A 24,152-nucleotide genomic window follows, 5' to 3' on the forward strand; every position below is an offset into this window, starting at 1 on the left:
CTTGGTATCTCCCCTGGTGGAGACCCTGCTCAGCGTTCGGGTGCTGGCCCAGACGGGCGGCGGCGCCGAATTCGGCCGCTGGCGGCGCAGGCTCGCCGAGCTGACCAGGTCGGACTCGCTGACCCTGCTCGACCTGGTGCCCCAGGACCAGCCGCTGAGCACCGCCCTGGTCACCGCGCTCGGCGAGCGCACGTCCTTCGACCGCGAGCTGCAGGACCTGGCGACGCACTGCGAACAGCCGCTGCACCGGCACCTGCGGACGATCGACCCGCGGTCGGTCAGCGCCCCCAGCTGGATGTGGCACTCCGGCGGCCGCAGCGGCACGCGCATCCTGCTCACGGTGCTGCGCCGCTATCACGAGACGTGCCTGCAACCGGACTGGGCGAAGCTGCGCGCGCACCTTGAGGCGGATCTGGCCGACCGGTCGACGGTCCTGCTCGCCAACGGGACGGAGCGGCTGCTCAGCGGCCTGCACCCGACGATCCGCTGGCGCGCCCCGGTCCTGGAGCTGGCCGCCACCCAGCGCTCCGAGGTCGACCTCGCGGGCCGCGGGCTGGTGCTCGCCCCCTCGGCGTTCCTGCCGGAGGGACCGCAGCTGATGCGCGACCTCAGCGGCCAGCCGATCCTGGCCTACCCGACCAAGGCCCGGTTCTCGCCGGACGTGCCGTGGTCGGAGGACCCGCTGCGCTCGCTGGTCGGGCAGACCAGGGCGGCGATCCTGCGCGGGCTCGGCCAGGGCGGGTCGACCACCCAGATCGCCCAGCGCGTCGGCGTCAGCCTGAGCCGGGTCTCGGAGCACCTGACCGTGCTGCGGCACTGCGGGCTGATCGCCACCGCCCGCCAGGGCCGGTCGATGTGGCACGCGCCGACCGCGCTGGCCCAGCAGCTGCTGAGCACCACCACGACGCCCGCGGTCTCGCGCCGCGCGCCCACGCCCGGTCAGGCACCGGCGCTCGCCATCGCGGCCGACTAGGCGTCGCTTCGAGGTTAGAGCGCGCTAACGCTGGGGAGAGCAGACGCGCGAAGGGCGCCCGATCCGCACCGGATCGGGCGCCCTTCGGAGTTCGCGCGTCTTCAAGTACGGCACACCCGCCCTCACACCGTCTCAAACGACCCCCAACCCCCGGGTTCGCTGCGGTTGGCGACTTCTCCAGCAGGGGTCGGGGGTACTTGAAGACCGTCTTACTTGCAGGTGGCGAGCATGTCGCGCAGCGCGGTCTTCTCCGCCTCGGTGACGTTGAGGGAGTAGACCTTCTTCACCGCGATCCAGTCCTTGGCGTACTCGCACCAGGTGTCCTTGGCTGGCGGCTTCCACTGCGAGGGGTCCTGGTCGCCCTTGGAGCGGTTGGTCGCCGCGGACACCGCCAGCAGCTGCGGGTTGGCCAGGTCGTTGGCGAACTCCTGGCGGCGCTGGTCGGTCCAGGTGTCGGCGCCCGAGCGCCACGCGTTGGCCAGCGGCACCGTGTGGTCGATGTCCATCTCGCCCGCCGCGGCGATCTCCTTGCCCTCGTAGCGGCTGACCCACCTGCCCGCGGTGGCCTTGCAGCTGGCGTCGGTCACGACGCTCCTGCCGTCCCGCTTGAGCACCGTCTCCCGGGTGTCGCACTTCTCGCCCTGGGTGATCCAGTGCTTGAACTTCTCCCTGGTGTAGCCCTTCATCGGGTGCCAGGCGGCGACGGCGAGCCGGTCGAGGTCGGCCCGGCTGGCCGCGGCGGAGTCCCCGGCCGGGGCGTGCTCGGTGGTCACCGGCGCGGAGCCGGTCGGCTTAGGATCCTCCATGAACAGCGCGGCCGTTCCGGAGACGATCGCGATCACGGCAAGCACGGCGGCCAGAATCCAGCGCCCTCGGCTCACGCCAGTTTCCTCTCACAGCGACGGTGGACGAGCGCGCTGATCATGGCGCATCCCCGACGTGAGCGGAGGACGACCCTCCGTGGAGAGCCGGAAATCAGGTGCGATTCGCGTGGTCCAGCAGCTCGCAGACCCCGTTGCCGACCACCGCGAGCCCGACGAGTCCCGCGGTCGGCAGCACGCCGAGCGTCGCGGCGGTGACGGCCAGCCCGGCGGCGATGGCCACCAGCATCGGCGTGCCGCCCGAGGCGGGCCTGCGGTGCAGCACCGACCGCGCGGCGCGGACGGCCCTGCGCAGCGCGGGGCGGCGACGGGCGGGCGGGGTGATCGGCTCGGCGGCGATCGGGTCCCGGACCACGGTCAGGCGGACACGGCCGGGGCTCACCGGGACGGACCTTCTGCGGAGCGCGCGTCGCGGCGGGACCGGCTGGGGCGCGGCGAAGGCGATGTCGTCCAGCACGGCGGCTGCGGCGTGTCGGCTCACGTGGACCTGGTTTCTGATTCGACGAGCGGGTGCGCGGAGCAGACTCGCGAGAGCAGTCCAGTCCGACCAAGTGGATCTTGACAGCCCAATGCGGACTGCGCCAGGGGAGTCAACCGGTCGACAGAGAGCGACGACGCCTCTGCCAGGCATAACGTTGCGTCGTTTGTAAAGATCACCCATTCGAGTGATCGCGCTTACCGCGCGATGTGGGGCAGTCGCCCCACACGGCCGGGGCGGTGCGCTTGCCCCGGCCGTTCGGTGGTAAGTACCACCCATGACCACGAAACAGGAGTCCGCTGTTCCGGCGCTGGCGGGCCAACGGGCCGGGGACGTGGTCGGGGCCTATCTGCGCGAGCAGGTCGACGTCGTGCTGTTCCAGGAGGGCAGGGTCCGGCACCGCGAGCCCGACGCGCTGCGCAGGCTGCGCGTCGGCGTGCGCAGGCTGCGCAGCGGGCTGGAGGCGTTCCACCGCTTCCTCGACGCCGACCACGCGCGGTTCGTGGTGGCCGAGCTGTGCTGGTTCAACACCATGCTCGGCGACGCGCGGGACCTGGAGATGGTCCAGGCCAGGCTCAACGGCCAGATCGCGCTCACCCCGCCCGTCCTGATGCGCGGTCCGGTGGCGGCGCGCGCCGGCAAGTTCTTCACCGGGCGGCGCATCGAGCTGCACACGCGCGTCGTGTCCACTTTGGACAGCGAGCGGCAGGCCGGGCTGCGCGTGGCCATGGAGCGGATCTTCGACCACAGCTCCCCCGACGCGTCACTGGCCGCCGCGTCGGCGTTGCCCGGGGAGGTGGCCCGGTCCTACCGCCGCCTGGAGTCGCGGATGGCCGCCGTCGCGGAGTACCGGCACCCCGGCCCCGAACGCGACGAGGCACTGCACGACGTGCGCAAGGCCGCCAAGTGCGTGTGGGACGCGTCCATGGCCGCCGCGCAGGTCTGCGGGCGCCCGGCCGTCCGCTTCGGCAAGCAGATGCGCGACCTCCAGCGGTTCCTCGGCGTCCACCAGGACAGCGTGGTGTGCCGCCGCCTGCTGCGCGCCCTCTCCGACGAGGCGGAGGAACACGGCGAGAGCGCCTTCACCTACGGCCTGCTCTACGCCCGCGAGGAGCACCGGGCCCACGACGTCGAGCACGGCTTGCCCGGCGAGTGGCGACAGCGCACCCGCTCCAAGCACCGCCAGTGGCTCACCCCCGCTTAGTCCCTGAACGAGTCATTCAGGGAACCCAACGCCCCCAATGACTCGTTCAGGGGCACTCATCACGATCCACCCGCGCAGGTTGGCCAGTCTTCAAGTACGCCCAACCCCCCTCCGCGCAGTCTCAAACCGCCCCCAACCCCCCACGTTTAGGCCCTGAACGAGTCATTGGGGTAGTTGAGCGGCCTCAATGACTCATTCAGGGCGTTAAGCGCGGGGGCGGAGGCGGCGGGCGAGGAGGTCGACGAGGCCGCCGGAGTGCTCGGCGAGCGCGTGCAGGGCGGATTCGAAGGCGGGGGCGGAGGAGCCGAGGGCGGCGCGGAACTCGGCGTCGACGGCGGCACGGGCGGCGCGGCCGGCCTCGATGAGCGAGCGGCCCCGGGGCGCCAGCTCCACCAAGCGGTTGCGCTGATCGCCCGGGTCGACGACGCGCCGCACGTAGCCGGCGCGCTCCATCTCGGCGGTCAGCTTGGACGCGCCCTGCGGGGTCATGCCGAGCTTGGCGGCGAGGTCGGAGATCCGCTCGGGGCCGACGAGCAGGTGCTGGAAAACGAAACCGTGGCTGTCCCGGACATCGGTGAAGCCCGCCGCGGCGACCGCCTCCCGCACGCGCGCGTCGGCCGCCGCGGAGGCCGCGGTGAGCAGCAGGACCAGATCCGTCACGAGCTCCACCCTATTTACACAACCATGGTTGCGCAATTACGGTTGCGCGATGGACGGACGATGGGACCGGGCGTTCACCCCGGTACGAGAGGCATTCGCGGCCTGCCTGGACGACGACGAGCTGGGCGCGGCGGTCTGCGTCAGCGTCGACGGCGCGGTCATGGTCGACCTGTGGGGCGGCGAGACCGCGGCCGGAACGCCGTGGCAGCACGACACCGTGGTCAACGTCTTCTCGGCGACCAAGGGCGTCGTGGCGACGATCGCGCACGAGCTGGGCCTGGACCTCGACACGAAAGTCGAGTCCTACTGGCCCGAGTACGCCGCGCGGGGCAAGGGCGACACGACAGTTCGCGATCTGCTCAGCCACCGCGCGGGACTTCCCGCGCTCCGCCAAGAGCAGCCGCCGGGATCGCTCTACGACTGGGATCACCTCGCCACCGCGTTGGCGAACGAGGAACCGTGGTGGGAGCCCGGGACCAAGCACGGCTACCACGCGGTGACCTACGGGTTCCTGGTCGGTGAGGTGCTGCGACGGGCAACCGGGAAAACCGTGCGACAGCTGACGGAGGAACTCGCGCTCGATGTCCACATTGGACTCCCGGAAGCCGAACGGAGTCGCCTCAGCGGTGTGGTGTTCGGACCGCCGCCGAAGCTGGCCGCGCTCACCGACCCGAACTCGGTGACAGCAAAGGCATTCGGCAACCCGCCGGACCTGGCCACGGTCGACCTCACCGGAGCGCGGTGGCTCGACGCCGAGGTTCCCGCGGCCAACGGGCACGCGACCGCACGCGGACTCGCGGAGCTCTACGCGCGGACGATCACCAAATCCTTTGTGCGTCAAGCGATCGCGCCGGTCAGCGATGGGCCGGACGAGGTGCTGCTCGGCCACTCCAGGTTCGCGAGCGGCTACATGCTGCCGAGTCCGATGCGGCCGTTCTCCCCTGGCGCCAACGCATTCGGGCATCCCGGAGCGGGCGGCGCGCTGGCCTTCGGAGACCCGGACGCGGGCCTGGCGTTCGGGTACACGCCGAACAAGCTGCGGACCACGGTCTCCGGTAGCGATCCTCGATGGGACCGACTGGTCGGCGCGGTCTACTCCTGCTTGAGCTGAACCATCGCCGCCTGCGCGACGTGGCGCAGCACGAGCGTGGGCATCAGCGCGCCCACGGTGAGCGAGCCGATGAAGGCGCCCGCGACCTCGGCGACGTCCTTCGCCTCGGCGTCGCCGACCGCGCCCGGGAGCAGGCCGCCGAACTCGCCGCCGTGGCTCTCCCCCGAGTGGTCGAGCCCGACGCTGACCACGGTCGCGCCCTGCTTGACGTGCTTCGCGGTGATCAGGCCGCCCTGCCCCACCGCGGACACCAGCACGTCCGCGGCGGCCGTGATCTCCGGCAGCGCGGGTGCGTCCCCGCGCACCACCGTGACCGTGGCCTCGGCGGCGCGCAGCTGCAACGCCAGCGAGATCCCCTTGCCCACCAAGACAACTCGCGCGCCGACGAGCGGAATCTCCGCGTGCCGCAACAGTTCCATCACGGCGACCGGAGCCACTGGGGAGAACGCGGGCAGGCCGTGCGCGAGCCTGCCGATGGAGAGCGGGTTGACGCCCTCGACGTCCTTGCCCGGATCGATGCGCTCGCGCAGTCCCTCGGCGGCGAGGAAGCCCTCGGCCACGCTCACCCCGTGCACCTCGGGGTCCGCGGACAGCTCGTCGAGCAGCACCGCGAGGTCCACGGCGGGCGCGTCCACCGGCAGCACCCGCAGCACGACGTCGATCCCCAGCTCGACGCCGTCCCAGCTCAGCTGCTCTCCGTGGAGCGCGCCGACCGGATCCTCCTCGGGGATCAGCGCGGCGAGCCGGGGCCGCGCGGGCAGGGCGGCGACGGTGTCGGCCACCTCCGCGTACAGCGCCTCGGCCAGCGGCGAGCCGTCGATCTCCCGAAGTTCATGCATGGTCATAAATGTTAGGTCAGCGAACGCTGACGAATCCGGACTCGTAGGCAATGATCACGGCCTGCGTGCGGTCACGGGCGTGCAGCTTGCCCAGCACGTTCCCGACGTGCGTTTTCACCGTCTCCACGCTGACGACGAGCTCCGCCGCGATCTCCGCGTTCGTCAGACCTTTCGCCACCAGCCGAAGCACCTCGGCCTCCCGCTCGGTGAGCTGAGCCCCGTTGAGCGCCTTCCGCTCGCCACCCGCGCGCTGTTCGGCGAGCGCGCGGATCGCGCTGGGGAACAACAGCGAATCCCCGCTGGCCACCGTGCGCACTGCCTGCACGATCTCCGCGGGCCGAGCGCGTTTGAGCAGGAACCCGCTCGCACCTGCGCGCAGCGCGTCGTAGACGTAGTCGTCGTTCTCGAAGGTGGTGACCACCAGGATCTTCGGCGGCTCGGCCATGGTCGACAGCAGGTGGCGGGTCGCCTGGATGCCGTCGACCGCGGGCATCCGCACGTCCATCAGCACCACGTCCGGCTTCAGCGAACGCACCAGCGGCACCACCTCGGCCCCGTCCGCCGCCTCGCCGACGACCTCCAGATCCGGCTCAGCGCCCAGGATCGCCCGCAGTCCCGTGCGAATCAGGTCCTCGTCATCAACAAGCACGACCGAAGTCATCTGTCCCCCAAAGGAAGAGTCACCGAGACCCGCCACTCCCCGTCGTCCGCGCCCGCGGAGAACCGGCCGCCGAGGACCGTCACGCGCTCCCGCATCCCGATCAACCCGCGGCCACCGCGCCCCGCTGCCTTGGCTGCGCCGACCGGGTTCGCCACGTCCAGCTCCAGCACTCCGTCCAGCACGGCGATCCGCACCCGGACATCGACCTCGCCCGCGTGTCGAAGAGCGTTGGTCAGGCACTCCTGCACGATCCGGTACGCCTCCCTGGACACCGCCGGACGCACCCGGTCGAGGTCGCCGGTGAGCTCGGCCTGAACTCGCGGTTTGTCCAGCAGTGAACGGATGTCGGCAAGCGTTCGCTGCGGCGTCGTCCCGGCGGCGCGCTCCTCCCGCAGCAGTCCGAGCACGTGGTCGAGGTCCTCCAGCGCCGCGCGGCCCGCCTCCTCGATCGCCAGCAGCGCCTTGCGCACGAACTCCGGATCGCTGTCGAGCACCAGTCGCGCCGCACCGGCCTGCACGGTGGTGACGGTGAGCGCGTGGCCGACCGAGTCGTGCAGCTCGCGCGCCAGGCGGTTGCGCTCGGCGAGCTGTTCGGTGCGCCGCTCCAGCCGGGCGATCCGCTCCTCCGGCGACGGCCCGAGCAGCGCGGGCGCCAGGTGCCGCAGCAGCACGCCGAGCCAGAAGATCACGTACAGCGAGCAGGCGAACAGCACCAGCCCGGCGGGCACGCCCCACAGCGCCGCCGCGCCACTGGGGAACTCCACGACCCCGGTGTCGGAGAACTTGATGCGCTGCTCCGGCACGAGCGGGGCGATCATCATCGCGACGCCGAAGGTCGGCGCGATCAACGTGATCAGCGCGATGACCCCACCGCACAGCAGGTGCAGCAGGAACCAGGCCGCGGTGCGCCACCGGGTCCGCCACGAGCGCCCGTCCTCGGCGGAGTAGTCCGGCAGCGGCACGCCGAGCAGCGCGCGCACGGCGACGATCTCCACCATCCGCACGGCCGGGATGAAGCCGGTGATCACCGGCGGCACGACCATCGCCAGCACCATGACCAGCACCTGCGCGGGCGGCCACGGGAACCAGCCGCCGACAACCGTGCCGATCCCGGCGTCGAGCCCGACGAACGACAGCAGCAGGCCGCCGCCGGGCAGCAGCAAGATCCACGACCGGAACGTGAAGCGGCTGACCAGCGGACCCAGCACGCGACGGAGACCGGTGCCGATGCTCGATCCCGCAAGCGGATCTTCGGTCACACTCCGATCCTCGCAGACCACCCCGACGACCGTCTCCCTCGCGCGGGGGAGACGGTTCGCGCCTCAGCGGGAGTCCCACGACGGGGCGGCGAGCACAGGCTGAGCGGGGTGATCGGCCTGGGCCGCTGGGGGTGCCCAGGCCGATCCGAGGCGGAAGGAGGCGCGTGACCGGCAACCCGGACCTGCGCGGTCCACTCGCGACGATCGCGTGCCACGGAGCGGTCGCGCTCGCCGTCCTCTACGCCGGGCTGCGGGCTTACTGGACGTTGGGCGGACAGGCCCTACTGGAGTCGGTCGGCGTCGCAGAACGCCTTCTCAGCGATTCCCTCTTGCCCCCGCCGGGCCTCGTGATAGCGGCACTGGCGATTGCCGCGCTGCCGCTCGGACTTCGTCGAACGAATTTTCGCCGAGCATTGCTGATTCCGGCGTGGGTGGCCGTGGCGGCACTGGCGACGCGCGGGTTCTCCGGGTTGCTCCTGCTGTATCCGCTTCGCGAGACCGTTCCCCCGCTGAGCACGCCCGCAGTCCTGGCACTGGCCGCGTACTCGCCGATGTTCCTGCTGTGGGCGGCCCTGCTCGGCGGCGTCGCGATCCTTTCCAAGACGCATTCTTGAGCACCTACCGGAAAGTTCAAGAATTCGCCATATCGATTCTTTGAAGTAACCGTCGTGCTATCTTTGAATTCCCGTTTCGGTGAATGCAGGAGGTGTCGTGACGGGAAGCTTCGAAGACGCGCCGCCGGATCCGGCCGGAATCTCCGGCAATGCCGAACTGGTCGCCCGGCTCAACGAGTTGCGCGGCTGGGCGGGCACGCCTTCGCTGCGCAGGCTGCGGGCGCTCGCGGGCCCGGCGGACGCGCTGCCCCCGGCCACCGTCTCGGACGTCCTCACCGGAAAACGGCTGGCCAGGCTGCCCCGGCTGGAGTTCGTCGAGGCGTTCGTGCTGGCCTGCCTGCGCGCGAGGGAGTACGACGAGGCGGAACTGGCGGCCTGGACCAGGGCATGGCGGGCGCTCGCCAGCGCCGAGCACCCGACGGCTCCGGTGAAGACCGAGCTGCCCGTGTCGCGCTGGTGGGCCCGGCGCGCGACCCGCGTGGCGTTCGCGTTGCTGTGCCTGTGCGTGTTGCCAGGGGCGCAAGCCGCCCCGGTGCTCGCCGATGCGACCCACACCGGGCCGGTGACCTGGTGGAAGCTGGACGACGGGGCCGGGGCGACCGCCGCCGACTCGACCGGTTCGGGCGCGGCGGGAGTGCTGAGCGGGGGCAGTACCTGGGTGCGGACCGAGCAGGGCCCCGCGGTGGAGTTCGACGGCAACGGCCGAGTGTCCACCGACCGGCGCGTGGTCGCCGCCGAGAACGGCTTCAGCGTGACCGCGTGGGTGCGCCTCACCGCCACCGGCGACTGGGCGACGGCGGTCAGCGCGCGCGGCGGCGGGTTCGACTCGTTCCTGCTCGGCTACAACGGCGACGCCGACGCGTGGTCCTTCGCCGCCCCGCACAAGGACGACGGTGACGTGATCAGCGCGGCGCTGTCCGGGACGCCACCGCGCAGGGGCCGCTGGACCCACCTCGGCGGCGTCTACAGCGCGGCGACCCGGCAGCTGACCCTCTACGTCGACGGCGCGGCGGTGGGCACCAGCGAGCTGCCCGCCGGACTGCGCCGGACGACGGGCGCCTTCGACATCGGCCGCGCGGTGTACCGGGGGCGGCACATCTCGGGCTGGCGCGGGGAGATCCGCGACGTGCGGCTCTTCGACCGGCCGATCAGCCGCACGGAGCTGCGCGCGATCACCGAGAAGATTTCCGGCTGAGCACCGTCCCGGCCGGAAAATCGCATGTCCTCCCCGTCCGAGCCTGTCCGGGACACGGGGAAGTCGTTGCCGGACACCGAGCGCCCGGCGGAGGTTCGGTCCCTTGCCCCCAGGACTTCCAGCGAAGGGACCACTCGTGTCAGGACCCGGGCACCGGCCGCCCCTGACCGCGCTCACCACCGACGCCCCACCGGCGAGCACGGAGATCACCGTCATCGGCGGCGGCCTGTTCGGCGCGGCCTGCGCCTACTGGCTGTCCCGTTCCGGCAGGCGGGTCGCGGTCATCGAGGCGGGCAGCCTCGCGGGCGGGGCCAGCGGCAGCGGTGCCGGGCTGGTGGTGCCCACCACGCCGGAGCCCTACGAGCGGGCGGTCGACCGGCTCGGCGGGCGCTCCGCGCGCCAGGTGCTGCGGATCGCTGAGAAGGGCTTCTCCCTGCTGCGCAAGGCGACCGAGCACGGCGAGGTGGACTGCCCGCTCAAGGACAACGGCCACATCCAGCTCGCGGTCGGCGCCGAGCGGCACGCCGTGCTGGCCGAGCGCGCGAGGGCGCTGAAGGCCGACGGCGTGCCGACCGAGTGGCTCAGCCCACGCGACCTGCGCGGCCCGGTCACCACCGCGCTCGCCGCCGACGTGCGCTGCGGCCTGCTCCTACCCGGGGGCGTCCTCGATCCGACGCAGCTGGTACTCGCGCTGACCAAGGCCGCGATGGACCTCGGCGCCACGGTGCACACCGGCACCGCGGTGATCGACGTCAAGCAGTCGGCCAAGGGCGTCCGGGTGATGACCACGCGCGGGCTGGTCCGCTCCGAGGCGGCGATCATCGCGATCAACGCGTGGAGCGGGCGCCTGGTGCCCGACCTGGACCGGATGATCACCGCGAGCCAGGCGCAGGTGCTGGCGACGGACGTGCTCCCGCCGGTGTTCTCCACCGGGATGTCGGCGACCATCGGCGCGGACGGCACCTACTGGCAGCAGACCAAGGACGGCCGGGTGATCCTGGGTGGCTACGGGCCCGCGGCCTCCGCACAGGCCAACGGTTCCGGCCCGCTCGACCGCAAACCGGAGGACGCGGTGCACGCGACGCTCGTGCGGGCGCTGCCGCGGCTGTTCCCGGCCATCGGACAGATCCGGACGACGCAGCGACGGGCCGCCCCGGTCGCGCGCACGGCCGACCACCTGCCCGTCGTGCACCGCGTCGACGAGCGCGTCTGGGCGGCGGGCGGTTTCGACCTCAACGGCCTGCCGCTGGCCTTCGCCCTCTCCCGTGCGCTGGCCCTCGCGGTGCCCACCGGCTGGGCGCCCGCCGAACTGAGCCCGTTCGCCCTCACCCGCCCGTCGTTGCGCCCCGCAGCCGTCTGAGCTGCGCGTACGGGTCCGTCCGGGACAGTCCGGACTAGGCCGATCGGGTTGCCGGTCAGCTCGCCGCGCCCAGAAGGTCGAGTTGTCGGATTCACCCAGCTCGGGAGAGATCGCATGACCATCACTCGCACCGCAGCAGTCCTCACCGCCGCGCTCGCCGTCGCAGGCGGCCTCACCGCGGGCGTCGCCGGCGCATCGGCCGCGGCCTGCAAGCTCACCGCGGGCACGCCGTTCCACCACAGCGGCAACGTCAAGGCCAACGTCTCCACCTCGGGCTGCAGCACGGCGATCACCTACACCGCGAAGCTGCAGTGGCGGAACATGACCGGGTTGAACTGGACCAATCTCGACTCGGGGACGTGGCGGGGCAACGAGAGCCAGACCCTGCTCTTCGACTGCAAGGCCGGCGAGAAGGAGACCTACCGCGCGGTCGTCGACGGCAGCAACGGCACCGAGAAGTACAGCGCGGAGAAGACCTTCACCTGCGGGCAGTAGCGCCGAGGTCGCGCCGGAACACTGACAGCGGTTGTCAGGTTTCGGCGCGACCATCTCCTCGTCGGAGAACGCGACGACGGAGGAACGACATGCGACTGGACGGCAAGATCGCCGTGGTGACCGGGGCGAGCAGGGGCGCGGGACGGGGCATCGCGGCCGTGCTCGGCGAACGGGGCGCCACGGTGTACGTGACCGGGCGCTCCAGCAGGGAAGGCGGTAGCCCGACCGGTCGGCCGGAGACCGTCGAGGACGCCGCGGCGGAAGTCACCGCGCGCGGCGGCAAGGGCATCCCGGTGCGCTGCGACCACACCGACGACGAGCAGGTGCGGGCGTTGTTCGACCGGGTCCGCGCCGAGTCGGGGCGGCTGGACATCCTCGCGTCCAACGCGTGGGGCGGCTACGAGAAGCGGATCATGCCGCTGAGGTCGTGGGAGCTGGAGACCGCGCACCTCGATCTGATGCTCGACGCGGGCCTGCGGGCGCACATGGTCACCGTGCAGCTGGCCGGGCCGTTGCTCACCGAGACGCGCGGTGGGCTGGTCGTGCTGACCACGTGGGCGGTCGGGGACGACTACAAGGAGAACCAGAACCTCTACTACGACGTGGTGAAGACGGCGATCAACCGGATGCCGGTCGGGCTCGCCGAGGACTTCGCGCCGTACGGGGTGACCGCGCTCGCGGTGTCGCCGGGCTGGATGCTCACTGAGTCGATGCGCGAAGTGCTCCCCGAGGAGAAGGCGGAGCTGACGGAGTCGACCGAGTTCGTCGGGCGCGCGGTCGCGGCGCTCGCCGCCGACGCCGATCCCTCCCGGCACGCAGGGACCGTTCGCACCGTCGTGGAGCTCGCCGAGGACTACGGGTTCACCGACCTCAACGGGCGACCGTCGAGCCTGTGGTGGGACTCCTACCTCAAGGGCGTGAACCTGGCCCTGGACTAACGCGGGTCCTGCAAGTCCTCCCCGCACTCCGCCCACCAAGTAAACTGAGCCCATGCACCCCACGCGCCCGTCCACCCCATCCCCCGCGCGCGCCGTCTAGAGAACCCCGTTTCGTACTCATAACGGGAAAAAGAGCGCTCCAAAAACCCGTTAAGAGTACGAAACGGGTTGTTCAGGCTGCGCTGGCTGATGTTGGGGGCGAGTGCGAGGGGCGTTGCGGTCGCGGGTGACCACTTGCAGGACACGGCCTAACGCGGGTCCAAGTCCATCCGCTGCGTCCGGGAAACCACGGTGTCCCCACCGGGACGCGAGGAGAGCACCAGGTCCGTGGGCATCGGGCGGAACTCCGCGACGCCGGGAAGGCCGTAGCGGCGGCTCACCAGTCGCAGCGGCAACGGCCCGGTGCCGCGCACCCGCAGCTCCACCTCGATGCCCTCCGGCGGCACGGCGGTGAAGGTGAAGCCCCAGTTCCACGGCTCCCGCGCGAGCAGGCTCTTGGCGAGCTTGCCGAGCCGGACGTTCTGCACCGCGGCGTCCACGATCGTGTGCGCCGTGGTGTCCGCGTACACCGAAACCCGTTGCGCGCCAAGGGAATCAACGCGCACGCGGAGCACGGTGGCGTCTCGTTCCCTGGAGACCCGCAGCACCGTCGCGCGCGGTGCGGGGACCGCGGCGAGCGAGGCGTTGCCGCCTTCGTAGTCGGCCAGCGATCCCGGGTTCGCGTCCTCGGCGAGGACCGCCAGTTCGGGGTCCTCGGTCCCGGGCACGTAGCGGCGGGTCCACGGGGGCGGGTGCCGGTCGTGGCTGATCCAGAACGCCTTGCCGATATCGGCTTCCATCGCGTACAGCAGGCTCGTCTGGTGCGGGTGGTCGCGGTCGAAGCGGTCCGCGACGAACCCGGTGACGACCAGCGCGACGGCGATCCCGGCGGCGCCCGCCGTGATCAGCACGGGGCGGCGCGGTTCGAGGAGGTCGACCAGGGGCAGCGCCAGCGCCACGACCAGGGTGGCCGCCACCAGCGGCGGCCCGGCGAAGGCCAGCCCGCGCCAGGTGAAGTCGACCAGTGGCGTCATCAGGGGCACCGCGGGCAGGGCCGCCGCGCACAGCGCCAGCCTCGGCCAGAACGGATCGTCGCCACCCCAGCGGAAGGCCGCGAGCGCCGCGAGGCAACCCACCAGCAGCGGCAGGGTCGTCACGTACGCGGCGCCCTTGACCAGGAAGGCGCACGCCAGGGCCAGCACGCAGAACCACGCCCAGACCCCGAGCATGATCTCCTCGGTCGACCAGCGCCGCCGGACCAGGCGGTACCAGACCGCGGTGAAGAGCGCGCTCAGCACGAGCAGGCCGGCTTGGTAGAACTCCGGCCGGTACGTTGTCCCGCCGCCGATGTAGGCGTAGTCCGGGCGGAGCACGTTCAGCACGTACCAGGCCACGTGCGCCAGCGTGTTGGTCACGACGATCGGCAGGACGAACGTGCACGCGGCCAGCCCCACCGCCCGCAGCCGGACGCCCCTGCGCCGCACCGCGATCCAGCCGACGAGGAGGAACAGCAGCGCGGCGGCGGCCGCGAGCGGGATGACCACCCCGTTCGGGTAGCTCATCACCAACCCGAACGCCGTGAAGTAGCTGGCGTTGCCGCGCTTGGCCTTGGCGAAGTCGCGCTCGCCGACCGACCGCGCCAGCGAGAGCGCCTTGTCCCCGTGGTCCTGGACGCTGCCGGGGTCCACCGCGGCCACCGTGTCGGCGCCGGTGCGGTTGCGCGCGGCGCCCTCGTCGAAGGCGAAGCTCAGCCCGGCGAAGCCCGCGCGGCGGAACACCGAGAAGTCCGACTCGTCCGGGATGATCCTGCGCAGCGACCCGGCGAACGACCAGGCCAGCGGTTTGTCCACTGTGGACAATGCGGGCAGCAGCCACGCGCTCGCCCGTCCCGCGTCGACCACAGTGGACGGTCCGCCGGAGCCCCGCGCGTCGAAGTTGAGCACCACGGTGTTGCGCGGATCGAGCAGGCTGGCGCCCACAAAGGCTTGCGCGCCAAGCAAACCGGCTTCTTCACCATCGGTGAGCAGGATCGCGATGTCGTTGCGCGGCCTCGGCCCGCTCAGCACCGCCCGCGCCGCTTCGAGGACCGCGGCCACCCCGGCCCCGTCGTCGGCGGCACCCGGCCCCTTCGAGGTGGAGTCGTAGTGCGCCACCAGCAACACCGTTCCCGTGCTGGCGCGCCCGGGGATGCGCGCGTACACGTTGCGCACCTCGCCCAGGTCGGCCTGCCTGTTGGTGGTGGCGCGCTGCACGGTGGGGTCGACGCCCAGCGAACGCAGCTGCCGCAACAGGTACTCCCGCGCGTCGGCGTGCGCCTGCGAGCCGATCGGGCGCGGGCGGGCGCTGATGGCGGAGAGGTGCGTCATGGCCCGCTCGGCGGAGAACCGCGACGCCGGGGCGCTCGCCGGGACCGGGGCGGGCGGGCTGATCTCCACCAGCGACACCGTGAGCAGGATGGCGAGCAGCCCGAGGAAACCCGCTGCCAGCCAGCGGCGCACGGCGCCCATGATCCCCCTCAGGTCGGCTCCCGACGAACCTAGCCCACCGGCGTTCGCGCGCACTCGGGCACTAGGCGGATATTTCCCAGCCCCATAGGGTGGGGCTATGGAGCTCGATATCCGGCATCTGCGGGTGATCTGCGCGATCGCGGACGCGGGCAGCGTGACCAAGGCCGCGACCTCCCTCGGCCTGTCCCAGCCCTCGCTGACCGGGCAGCTCCAGCGGATCGAGTCCCTGCTCGGCGGGAAGCTGTTCCTGCGCGGCCCGGACGGCACCGTGCCGACCGACCTCGGCACCTTCGTGATCTCCAGGGCGCGCGCCGTGCTCCCCGCCATCGACCAGCTCCAGGCCGACGCGATCCGCCGCGCCGGGGCCCAGCAGGACCTGCGGCTGCTCCGCTACGGCGCGGCGCCCGGCCCGCTGATGGTCGGCCTGCTCGGCAGGCTGCGCGAACTGCTGCCCGACGCCGAGGTCACCCTGCGCACCGAGTCCTCCTCGGCGACCCTGGTCGACCTCGTCGCCTCCGGCCGCCTGGAACTCGCGGCGATGCTCGAATACCCCGACCACGAGGTGCCGCCCCGCCAGGAGGTCGAACGCCGCATCGTGGCCACCGAGCCGAGCTTCGCCCTGCTCTCCAGCACCCACCCGCTCGCCGCCCGCCCCGAACTGGCCCTCACCGACCTCGCCGAGGAATCCTGGGTGATCCCACCGCCCGGCGACCGTTTCCGCGAATACTTCGCCATCGCCTGCCAGCAAGCCGGGTTCCGGCCCAGGGTGAGCCACGAAACCGAAGCCTCCGGCGCACGCGACCTGATGATGGCCGGACAGGCCGTGGCGATCGGCCAAGCCACCTTTCGCGAAACCCCCGGCGTGGTGGTGCGGCCGATCATCGACGTTCCGATGCGGGTCCGGCACGTGTTGGTGTGGAATCGGAATGGTTCGCTGACGCGGCTGGCCGAGCGGTTGCTCGCGGCGGCGCGGTCGGCTTATCAGGAAGCGGTGGATCGGAGTCCGGATTATCAGCGGTGGCTGGCTAAGCATGGGCCGCTTCCGCCGGTTTAGGCTCTTGTTGTTTTGGGGCTGGGCTTCCGGCTTGCGTGGGCTGGGCTTCCTGCTTGCGTGGCTGGACTTCCGGTTGGGGTACGGCTGGGCTTCCGGCTGGGGTACGGCTGGGCTTCCAGCCTGTGTGGCTGGGCTTCCAGCGGAGTCGGGCTGAACTTCCAGCGTGGGACGCTGGGCTTCCAGCCTGGGGGTCGGCTTGACCTGGGGGCCCCTTGCGCGTGCCCTTGGGCCTCACAGGGGCACGGGATGAAACCCCGGCCCTCGCGACAAGCGTATGGCACGCGCACCCCAGGTAAAGCCGACCCGCTTTCATGTGCGGCTTGCCGTTTCGCTGGGGTTGCGTTTCGGGCTTTTCGGGCGCCTGGCAATTCATCCTTTAGAGCCATGATCCACTATTATTGTGCGATAAAATGGAGGCATGACCCTCGATATCACTGATGCGAAAGTCAAGGCAACGTTCACCGGCATCGGTACAGCGGTCGTCGAATTTCTGGTGGCGTTGATGGAGTACGTCGCTCAGCTCCGGCCCGCCGAGCGTGAGTACGCCGAAGAGCTACTGATGCCGTTGTTGCGGATCTCGAAGGAGAAAGCATCCCGACTGCTGGCCAAAGCCTCAGATTTGACCGCGCGCCCCGTGGTCTTGCAGGCGCTGGCCGAAGGCCGCGTCGACGAAGGCAAAGCCTTGATGATCGTCGAACTGCTTCAGCCCCTCTCCGCCGTGCAGGCCGCCACCGCTGAGGAAGCTCTGTTGGCGCACGCGGAGAACAACGCCTACTCCGCCACCCGCCAGTACGCGCGCCGCTACATCGACCGCCTCGACCCGAAGGCCGCCGAACACCGTCATCAGGAGAAACGTGAGCAACGCAAGGTGGAGAAAACCAACCTTGACGACGGCATGGCATCACTGCGGCTGATCCTGCCCGCCCTGGACACCGCGTTGGCCTTCGACCACATCGACGCCATCGCCCGAGGGTTGCCGAAGGATGGCCGAACGTTGGATCAGAAGCGCGTCGATGTGGCCCTGGACCTGTTGTTGGGCAAGGAAACCGGTGCCCCGCAGGGTCAGGTGACGGTCAACCTCACCATGGCCATCAGCTCACTCATCGGCATGGACGATGACCCCGCCATCCTGCAAGGGCACGGGCCGCTGCCGATCAAGATCGCACGCGATTTCGCCGCAGGAGGCATCTGGAAGCGCATCCTCACCGACCCCGCCACCGGCATCGCCGAAGACGTCACCACCTACCGACCCACCACCAAGCAGCGAGAACTCATCGCCGCCCGCTACCCCCACTGCACCATGATCGGATGCCGCCAGCCGGTGCACCGCTGCGACCTCGACCACTGCTGCCCCTTCGACGGAAGCAACACGACAGTCGACAACCTCCGGCCGAAATGCAGACGGCACCACCGCATGAAGCACGAAACCAGCTGGCAATGCCACAACCTCGAAGACGGACGCCACGTCTGGACCACACCAGAAGGCAAGACCTACGAATCAGAAATCGAGCCGATCGGCGAACCCGCCCCGTTCTGAGCAAGCGGAACGGGGCGCCACCTCAGCGGTGGCGCCCCGTCCGGAGGAAACCGTTACTTGGTGACGACGAGCGCGAAGTCGGCGTCGGTGTCCGGGGTCTCCCGGTGGCCGTCGACGTTGATCGCGTCCGCGGAGACCTCGACCTTCCAGGTGCCCGCCGCCGCCTTCTCGATGATCACGTTCTCGACGTTGTCGATGGTGTCGGCGGAACCGCCCGGGGTGGAGAAGTTGCCCGCGCGCAGGCCGTTGTTACCCCAGTAAACGGTGCCGTCCGGCGCGGTCACCTTCAGCGTCAGGTCGTTGACCAAGGTCTTGGCCGCGCTGGGCGCCGCCTCGGGATCGCTGTAGGCAAGGGTGGCCTTCAGCGGCTTGCTGCCGTCGGTGGTCACCTCGTAGCTGCGCGACTGGCCGACCTTGAGCACCTCGGTCTCATTGACCAGCACGGGCAGCTTCCACCCGTTCGCCTTGGCCTGCTCGTACATGTTGCCGACGCTGGCGGTGCCCCAACCCTGGTGCACGCGGGTCAGGTCGTGCGCCTCACCGGAGAACGCGTACTGGTTGGCGGTGTTGATCATCAGCGCCTTCATCGTGGCCGCGTGGGGGCGGCTGTCGAAGACATCGCGCTTCTTGCCGGGGCCGCCGTCGAAGACACCGTCAGCCCACATCTGGAACGCCAGGCCTGCGGTGCCGCAGGTGATCGGCGTCGCGCCACTGGTACCACCGAAAGACGTGGTGTAGGTGTTGTCGCCAGTCGACGAAGTGGTGTCGATGTTGTCGTAGTAGTGCGACACATCGGGCTTGATCCGGCCATCAGCGGCGGGACCGATGCTGGCGCCGCGGTTCCACTGGTCATCAGCGCGGTCGAGGGTGTTCTTGTGGTACTGCGCGCCGACGGACAGCACGTTCTTCGCCCACGCCTCGGGCCGCGAGTTCCGCGAACCGGCGTTGCTCTGCGAATTGCAGATGAACAGGTCGGTGTCGAAGATCGTCTTGTCGAAGGCCGACGAGATCGCGGTGTAGGACGTGGTCAGCGGGTTGCCCCAGCTGTTGGTCTGGAACACCGCGCGGTACTTGCCCGCCGGGTCCACCAGCTCCTGCGTGTGCTTGTAGCGGTCGGGCTGCTGGTAGGCGGCGAAGATGCCCTGGCCCTCGGAGAGCAGTCCGCGCTGCTTGGCGGAGACACCGGAAGCGAAGATCTCGCCGTAGGTCGACGTGCCGTGGCTGGGGCTGGTGCCGTTGGCGCCGTGCATGACCGGCGGGGTCTTCTGGAACTCCTGGTGCGTCAGGCGCAGCCCGGAGTCCATCACCTCGCCGCGCACGCCCGCGCCGTTGTAGCCGCCAGCGGTCTCGATCGTGGTCGCGCCGACGTCCTGGCGCGCGTTGTCCATGTCGGTGCCGACCTCGCCGGTGTGCTTCTCCGCGGCGAGCACCTCGGCGCGCTTGGCGACGGAGAGCAGCTGGTCGTGGGTCAGGGTCGCCTCGACGTGCTGGCGGCTGGCGGAAGCCGTCTCGACCTTGCCGCCGAGCTTGCCGATCTCCGCGACGAGCGCCTGCTGGTCGGCGGCGTCGGCCTCGACCAGGGTCAGCAGGTAGCGCTGCTGCGGCAGCCGCTGCTTGGCCCGGACCGCCTCGGCGATCCCCGGCGTGAGCTTGTCCCCGGCCTGGTAGGCGCCGACCCAGCGGACGTAGTCCAGCTTGGCGACGCGCTCACTGGTGGCCCGGTCCATCCGCACCACGTAGGCGTAGTCGGGGATGAACGCGCCCACCCGCGCGCCGAGCCCGCGCAGCTCCCGGCGCTGGGCGTCCAGCGGAGCGGCGGTGAACTGCACCAGGTAGACGCCGGTCTCGTCGGCGGTGGCGTCGCGCTGCGCGTCGGCGGACCTCGGGTCGAACGAGCGGTTGACCAGGTGGATCTTCTTGGCGGTCGGCAGCTGGCGGCTCCAGCTCTTGCCGCCGTCGAAGCTGACCGAGAAGGAGTTGTCGCCGACGAGCCGGACCTGCTCGCCCGTGGACTGGCCGTTGGCACTGACCACACCCAGCGAGAGCAACACCGTGGTCGCTGTCGCAGCGACCATCAGCGCGCGACGGGAACGCCGCATGGAGAACCTCCTGAAGCAGGGAATGCAGGGACCCCGCGAACGAAGAGCGAATTTCGCAAGGCAATAGCGACAGTAATGAGACGCAATACCCGATTCACCCGACTTAAGTCGGTGCTCGTTACGACGTAAGAATCGGGCCGAACAGCCCACACAAAAGACTCCATCTGGCTCAGCGAATGGCGGTTTACCTGCACATATCGCGCATGTGAACCGATTCACACGCCATCAAATGGCAAAAACCCGGTGGAAATTAAGCCATTGAGCCGAAAGGCTTGGCAACCGGTCAGTCGGACGCTGGCGACGAACCCGAGGCGACCAGCAGTCGCGGCGCCCCGGAACCGTCCGCGGGCACGGCCCAGACATCGCTGCCGCCGCGCTCGTTCGGCAGTGAGTAGGCCAGCGTGCGCGGGTCGAGCCACACGGCCTGGTCGTCCACGCTCCGCGTCTCGGCCAGCGGGGTCTCGGTCATCGTGGCGAGGTCGAGCACGTGCTCCCGCCAGGGCCGCGCGTTGTCGGTGGAGACCCGTTTCTTGAACGCCAGCCGGGTGCCGTCCGGCGACAGCGACGGGCATTCCGCGTTCTCCCGCACCGTTTTCGCTTCCCAGGCGTCGTAGTCGGCGACGACGAGATGAGTGCGTCCGCCGGTCGCCACGGTGGCGTAGAAGCGCTTGTTGTCCCGCGTGAAAGTGACGCCCCAGTAGTTGACGTCCTCCGCGTGGTGCCGCTCCCCCGCGACGAGCAGCGGGATGCCCTCGATGTTGGAGTAGAGCTGGTCCTGATCGCGGTCCATGATCCCGGTGCGCGTGGAGAACGTGCCGCTCTGCGAGTAGGAGTCACCGGTGACGAAGGTGGTCCACGCCCCCATCTTCCCGTCCGGGGAAAGCTTGGCGCGATTGGGAATGCCCGCGAGCTCCACCCGTTTGACCTCGCGCAGCTCCTTGTCGACGAACACCGCGACGGCGCTGGGCAGCGGCCCCGGGGCGGTGGCCAGGCACAGACCGGTCCCGGCGCTGAGGTAGAAGCGGTCGCAGCTCAGCCCGCTGATCCGGCGCGGACCGGCTGGGTCGGCCAGCGAGACCGACGCGACCTTGCCGTGGTCCGGGCCGGGCGCGGTGTTGCGGAAGACCAGGCGCCCCGGCTCGTCCAGCCGCACCCCGCCGGAACGGTCGACGAGCACGGACGCGTCCGCCTGCTGCCGGTCCGGCCGCTCCGCCATGGCCCGCACCGTGTGCGTGATCGCCGCGCCCGCCAGCACCAGGGTCGTCAGCAACGCCAGCAGAACCTTCTTCGTCACCGCGAAATCCTTCCGAACAACCCGGCGGCGAGGGTGGCCGCCGCCAGCGCGACCAGGGCGAGGGTGACCGCGGTTCCCATGCCCCACAACGTCCACGCCGCGCCGAAGAGCACCGAGGAGAACAACTTCGCCAGCGCCTGGCCGGTTTGCAGCAGCGCCATCCCGCTCGTCTTGAGCTCGGCGGGCAGCAGCGGTCCTGCCGCCGCCATCAGCACGCCGTCCGTGCAGGCGTAGAAGATCCCGTGCGCCGCCAGGCTCGTGACGAGCAGCAGCACGCCGTCCGCGGCGCCGACCAGCAACACGTAGGCCACGAGCAGCGACGCGTGCCCGGCCAGGAACACCCGCCACCGCCCGAAGCGGTCCGCCAGCCGCCCCATCGGCACCGCCAGGAGCAGGTAGACCCCGGCGGTGCCGAGCGGAAGGATCGCGAAGTACTCCGGCGCGATGTCCAATCGCCTCTGCAGCAACAGGTACACGAACGCGTCGCCGACGGTGACCAGGCCGAGCAGGACGGCCCACCCGCAGATCCGCCGGAACCCCTTGTCCCGCAACAAACCGAAGGCGGAGCGCAGCGACACCGCCTTGCTCGGCGGCATCGGCCCGCGCTGGTCGGTGACGAACAACCCGAGCAGCACCACGCCGAGCACCGCGAAGCAGGAGCTCACGAAGAACACGGTGTCGTAGCCGCCCGCGACCATCCACAGCAACAGGAACGCCGCGAGCGGGCCGAGGAACGCGCCGACCGTGTCCATCGCCCGGTGCACGCCGAAGGCCCGGCCGAGCGTGTCCGGGTTGCTGCTCAAGGAGATCAGCGCGTCCCTCGGCGCGGTCCGCAACCCCTTCCCGGTCCGGTCGGCGGCCAGCACGAGCCCGAGCGCGGTGGCCGAGCCCGCCGCCGCGACCAGCCCGAGCTTGGCCGCCGCCGAGATCCCGTAGCCGACACCGGCGACGAGCTTGCGCCGCTGCCCGCGGTCGGCGAGGTTGCCGCCGAAGACCCGGACGAGCGCCGTCACCCCGGAGTACAGCCCGTCGAGGACACCGAACTGGAGCGGCGAGAAACCCAGGCCCAGCACCAAGTAGAGCGGCAGGACCGCGGTCACCATCTCCGAGGAGATGTCGGTGACCAGGCTGACCGCGCCCAGCGCGAGGACGTTTCCCGCGACCCGGCCCTGTCTCTTCCCGTCCACTTCGGACGGACCGGAGCGCGCCGATGCGATGTACATCGAAGTTCCTCCCTCGTGGGCGCGGTCAGCGCGGATCTACCGGCAGGTGTAGGGACCGGCCTTGTCCAGCAGGGTGCCGCCGACGCCGACGATCTCCCAGGAGTAGGTCTTGCCGGAGAGCACCAGCTTCATCACGCCGTGCTTGGCGAAGGCCTGCTCGACCCCTTCCCGCTTCTTGATCTGGGTGTAGAGGTTGTCCCCGCCGATGCCCACGATCGCCGACCGCACACCGTTGGCCTCGTCGACCTTTCCGGAGGAGTTCAACGGCTTCAGCCGCTCGTAGTGGTGGTCGTGCCCGGAGAAGACGACGTCCGCGCGGGCCTTGACGAACTCGTTCCAGACCTCCGTCATGGTCTTGTCGTCGCCGTACTTCCCGGAGTTGAACCGCGGGTGGTGGCCGTAGCCGATGACGCACGCCTTCTTGTTCGCGGCGAGGTCCTGCTTCAGCCACGCCAACTGCTCGCTCTTGCTGCTGGTGCCCTTGGCGATCGGCTCGGTGTCCAGCGCCACGAAGTGGAAGTCGCCGATGTCGTAGCTGTAGTACGGCTTGCCCTGGGGTGTCGCGGCGGCGCCGAAGTACTGCTTGTACCCGTTGAGCTTGTCGTACCACTCGTGGTTGCCCGGGGACGGCTTGGTGATCGCCTTGAACTTGCCCCAGGTCTTGTCGTAGTGCGCGCGGTACTCGGCGATCGTGCCGTTGTGGTACTGGTTGTCGCCGACCGTCAGCACATACTGCGGTTTGATGCCCTCCACCAGTTTCGCGGTGTTGCGGTGGGTCTCGGGCAGGTCGGGGCTCGCGATGTCACCGGCGACGACGATCACGGTGCCACCGGGGTTGCCGCCCTGCTGGGTGCTCGCCTGGATCGCGGCGCTCTGCGCGGAGAGGTTGCCCGCCGCGTCGCGCGCCCGCACCGCGTAGGTGAAGGATGTGGCCGAGACCAGGCCGGTGTCCGTGTAGGACGGTGTGGTCGCGGTGCCGACCACGTTGCCGTTGCGCAGGATCTCGTATCCGGTCACGCCGACGTTGTCCCTCGCCGGGTCCCAGGCCAACGCGATGCTGTCCGAAGTGGACGATGGCGAGCGCAGACCCGCGGGCGCGGTCGGCGGCTCGATGTCCCCACCGCCCGTGCGCGAGCCGTACACCTCCAGCTCGTAGAGCGAGTAGCCGTAGACGCTGCCGCGCTTGGTGCCCAGGACCCGGACGTACCGGGCGGAGACGGCCAGCCCGGTGATCTCGTCGGTCCCGCCGTCGCCGCCGGTGACCTTTTTCGCGTCCTGCCAAGCCTTTCCGTCCGCGGAGACCTGGACCTGGTAGTCGGTGGCGTAGGCGGCCTCCCACGCCAGCTTCACCCGGCTGACCACCGCCGGGCCGCCGAGGTCGACGGCGATCCACTGTGGATCGACGCCCTCGGCGCTCGCCCAGCGGGTGGCGATGTCGCCGTCCACGGCCAGACCGCCGACCGTGGTCTCGTCCTCCACCGAGGACGTCGTGGTGGGTTTGTTGTAGGACAACAGGTTTTCGGCCAGCAGCGCTTCGGTTCCGGACGCGACCAGTGGCTGGGCCAGCAGCGCGAGGGCGGCCATCGGCGCGACCACCCGCCTGCCCCATCGGGATCGTGCGTTCACGTTCTCTCCTCGACGAGCCTGTCGACGAGACCGGCGCGGGCGGCGGACGAACCGGCATCGACGAGAAGTGTGTGCGCTTGTTAGGAAACCTTTAGTTAGGAAACT

At 70.4% G+C, this 24,152-nt stretch carries 21 protein-coding genes; 10 read left to right on the top strand and 11 right to left on the bottom strand.

The genetic code is table 11. The features are described from left to right. The first annotated feature begins 1 nt into the window (after position 1). The gene (locus NLX83_RS24430; RefSeq protein ID WP_254237488.1) at positions 2-973 is read left to right on the top strand and encodes an ArsR/SmtB family transcription factor; all 972 of its coding nucleotides are present in this window, start codon (positions 2-4) and stop codon (positions 971-973) included. Between the two features lie 209 nt (positions 974-1,182). On the opposite strand, the gene NLX83_RS24435 is transcribed toward NLX83_RS24430, so the two are convergent. Both NLX83_RS24435 and NLX83_RS24440 read right to left on the bottom strand, forming a co-directional pair. Next, positions 1,183-1,854 (bottom strand): HNH endonuclease family protein, encoded by a 672-nt coding sequence (locus NLX83_RS24435; protein WP_254237489.1) that lies wholly within the window; start codon positions 1,852-1,854, stop codon positions 1,183-1,185. A gap of 94 nt (positions 1,855-1,948) precedes the next feature. Then, positions 1,949-2,335, bottom strand: a complete 387-nt coding sequence (locus NLX83_RS24440) for a hypothetical protein (protein ID WP_254237490.1) — start codon at positions 2,333-2,335, stop codon at positions 1,949-1,951. 274 nt (positions 2,336-2,609) lie between these two features. On the opposite strand from NLX83_RS24440, the gene NLX83_RS24445 reads away from it, so the two are divergent. Then, positions 2,610-3,536: a CHAD domain-containing protein gene (locus NLX83_RS24445; protein ID WP_254237491.1), complete on the top strand. Its 927-nt coding sequence runs from the start codon at positions 2,610-2,612 to the stop codon at positions 3,534-3,536. Between the two features lie 204 nt (positions 3,537-3,740). On the opposite strand, the gene NLX83_RS24450 is transcribed toward NLX83_RS24445, so the two are convergent. Next, positions 3,741-4,196, bottom strand: coding sequence for a MarR family winged helix-turn-helix transcriptional regulator (locus NLX83_RS24450; RefSeq protein WP_254237492.1), 456 nt, complete (start codon positions 4,194-4,196; stop codon positions 3,741-3,743). A gap of 49 nt (positions 4,197-4,245) precedes the next feature. Between NLX83_RS24450 and NLX83_RS24455 the strand changes: the two genes are divergently transcribed. Continuing rightward, a complete protein-coding gene (locus NLX83_RS24455; RefSeq protein WP_254237493.1) occupies positions 4,246-5,307 on the top strand; it encodes a serine hydrolase domain-containing protein in 1,062 nt (353 codons plus the stop codon). On the opposite strand, the gene NLX83_RS24460 is transcribed toward NLX83_RS24455, so the two are convergent. From NLX83_RS24460 to NLX83_RS24470, 3 genes are read right to left on the bottom strand one after another with little or no spacing between them, the layout of a single operon-like run. Next, the gene (locus NLX83_RS24460; protein WP_254237494.1) at positions 5,289-6,146 is read right to left on the bottom strand and encodes a bifunctional 5,10-methylenetetrahydrofolate dehydrogenase/5,10-methenyltetrahydrofolate cyclohydrolase; all 858 of its coding nucleotides are present in this window, start codon (positions 6,144-6,146) and stop codon (positions 5,289-5,291) included. The genes NLX83_RS24455 and NLX83_RS24460 overlap by 19 nt on opposite strands. 16 nt (positions 6,147-6,162) lie before the next feature. After that, positions 6,163-6,807, bottom strand: a complete 645-nt coding sequence (locus NLX83_RS24465; protein WP_254237495.1) for a response regulator transcription factor — start codon at positions 6,805-6,807, stop codon at positions 6,163-6,165. Continuing rightward, entirely contained in the window at positions 6,804-8,066 is a 1,263-nt protein-coding gene (locus NLX83_RS24470; RefSeq protein ID WP_254237496.1) for a sensor histidine kinase, read from the bottom strand. The genes NLX83_RS24465 and NLX83_RS24470 overlap by 4 nt, the downstream gene beginning before the upstream one ends. A 164-nt stretch (positions 8,067-8,230) precedes the next feature. Here NLX83_RS24470 and NLX83_RS24475 point away from each other — a divergent pair, with 164 nt between their 5' ends. From NLX83_RS24475 to NLX83_RS24495, 5 genes are all read left to right on the top strand, one after another. After that, entirely contained in the window at positions 8,231-8,680 is a 450-nt protein-coding gene (locus tag NLX83_RS24475) for a hypothetical protein (protein ID WP_254237497.1), read from the top strand. Between the two features lie 97 nt (positions 8,681-8,777). Next, on the top strand, positions 8,778-9,875 hold the full coding sequence (locus NLX83_RS41960) for a LamG domain-containing protein (RefSeq protein ID WP_254237498.1): 1,098 nt from the start codon (positions 8,778-8,780) through the stop codon (positions 9,873-9,875). A 136-nt stretch (positions 9,876-10,011) separates the two neighbouring features. Continuing rightward, positions 10,012-11,235, top strand: coding sequence for an NAD(P)/FAD-dependent oxidoreductase (locus tag NLX83_RS24485; RefSeq protein ID WP_254237499.1), 1,224 nt, complete (start codon positions 10,012-10,014; stop codon positions 11,233-11,235). Between the two features lie 114 nt (positions 11,236-11,349). Continuing rightward, complete coding sequence (locus NLX83_RS24490; RefSeq protein WP_254237500.1) at positions 11,350-11,730, top strand: hypothetical protein; 381 nt, start codon at positions 11,350-11,352, stop codon at positions 11,728-11,730. Positions 11,731-11,819: 89 nt separating this feature from the next. Then, positions 11,820-12,668, top strand: a complete 849-nt coding sequence (locus tag NLX83_RS24495) for an SDR family NAD(P)-dependent oxidoreductase (protein ID WP_254237501.1) — start codon at positions 11,820-11,822, stop codon at positions 12,666-12,668. 248 nt (positions 12,669-12,916) lie between these two features. On the opposite strand, the gene NLX83_RS24500 is transcribed toward NLX83_RS24495, so the two are convergent. After that, positions 12,917-15,214 carry a M20/M25/M40 family metallo-hydrolase gene (locus NLX83_RS24500; RefSeq protein WP_254237502.1) on the bottom strand — a complete coding sequence of 766 codons (2,298 nt, stop codon included), beginning with the start codon at positions 15,212-15,214 and terminating at the stop codon, positions 12,917-12,919. Positions 15,215-15,311: 97 nt separating this feature from the next. On the opposite strand from NLX83_RS24500, the gene NLX83_RS24505 reads away from it, so the two are divergent. Both NLX83_RS24505 and NLX83_RS24510 read left to right on the top strand, forming a co-directional pair. Further along, a complete protein-coding gene (locus NLX83_RS24505) occupies positions 15,312-16,268 on the top strand; it encodes a LysR family transcriptional regulator (protein WP_254237503.1) in 957 nt (318 codons plus the stop codon). A 418-nt stretch (positions 16,269-16,686) separates the two neighbouring features. Then, positions 16,687-17,805 (top strand): HNH endonuclease signature motif containing protein, encoded by a 1,119-nt coding sequence (locus NLX83_RS24510; protein ID WP_254237504.1) that lies wholly within the window; start codon positions 16,687-16,689, stop codon positions 17,803-17,805. A gap of 53 nt (positions 17,806-17,858) precedes the next feature. Here the strand turns inward: NLX83_RS24510 and NLX83_RS24515 are convergent, their stop codons facing one another. The 4 genes from NLX83_RS24515 to NLX83_RS24530 form a co-directional block, all read right to left on the bottom strand. Continuing rightward, on the bottom strand, positions 17,859-19,904 hold the full coding sequence (locus tag NLX83_RS24515; RefSeq protein WP_254237505.1) for a S8 family serine peptidase: 2,046 nt from the start codon (positions 19,902-19,904) through the stop codon (positions 17,859-17,861). Between the two features lie 283 nt (positions 19,905-20,187). After that, positions 20,188-21,198: a TolB family protein gene (locus NLX83_RS24520; protein WP_254237506.1), complete on the bottom strand. Its 1,011-nt coding sequence runs from the start codon at positions 21,196-21,198 to the stop codon at positions 20,188-20,190. Then, positions 21,195-22,421: an MFS transporter gene (locus NLX83_RS24525; protein WP_254237507.1), complete on the bottom strand. Its 1,227-nt coding sequence runs from the start codon at positions 22,419-22,421 to the stop codon at positions 21,195-21,197. Before NLX83_RS24525 ends, NLX83_RS24520 begins: the two co-directional genes overlap by 4 nt. Positions 22,422-22,457: 36 nt before the next feature. Continuing rightward, positions 22,458-24,047, bottom strand: coding sequence for a discoidin domain-containing protein (locus NLX83_RS24530; RefSeq protein ID WP_308209367.1), 1,590 nt, complete (start codon positions 24,045-24,047; stop codon positions 22,458-22,460). Positions 24,048-24,152 lie beyond the last annotated feature (105 nt).

Origin of the sequence: Allokutzneria sp. A3M-2-11 16, assembly GCF_024213555.1 — a bacterium.
GTDB lineage: Bacteria > Actinomycetota > Actinomycetes > Mycobacteriales > Pseudonocardiaceae > Allokutzneria.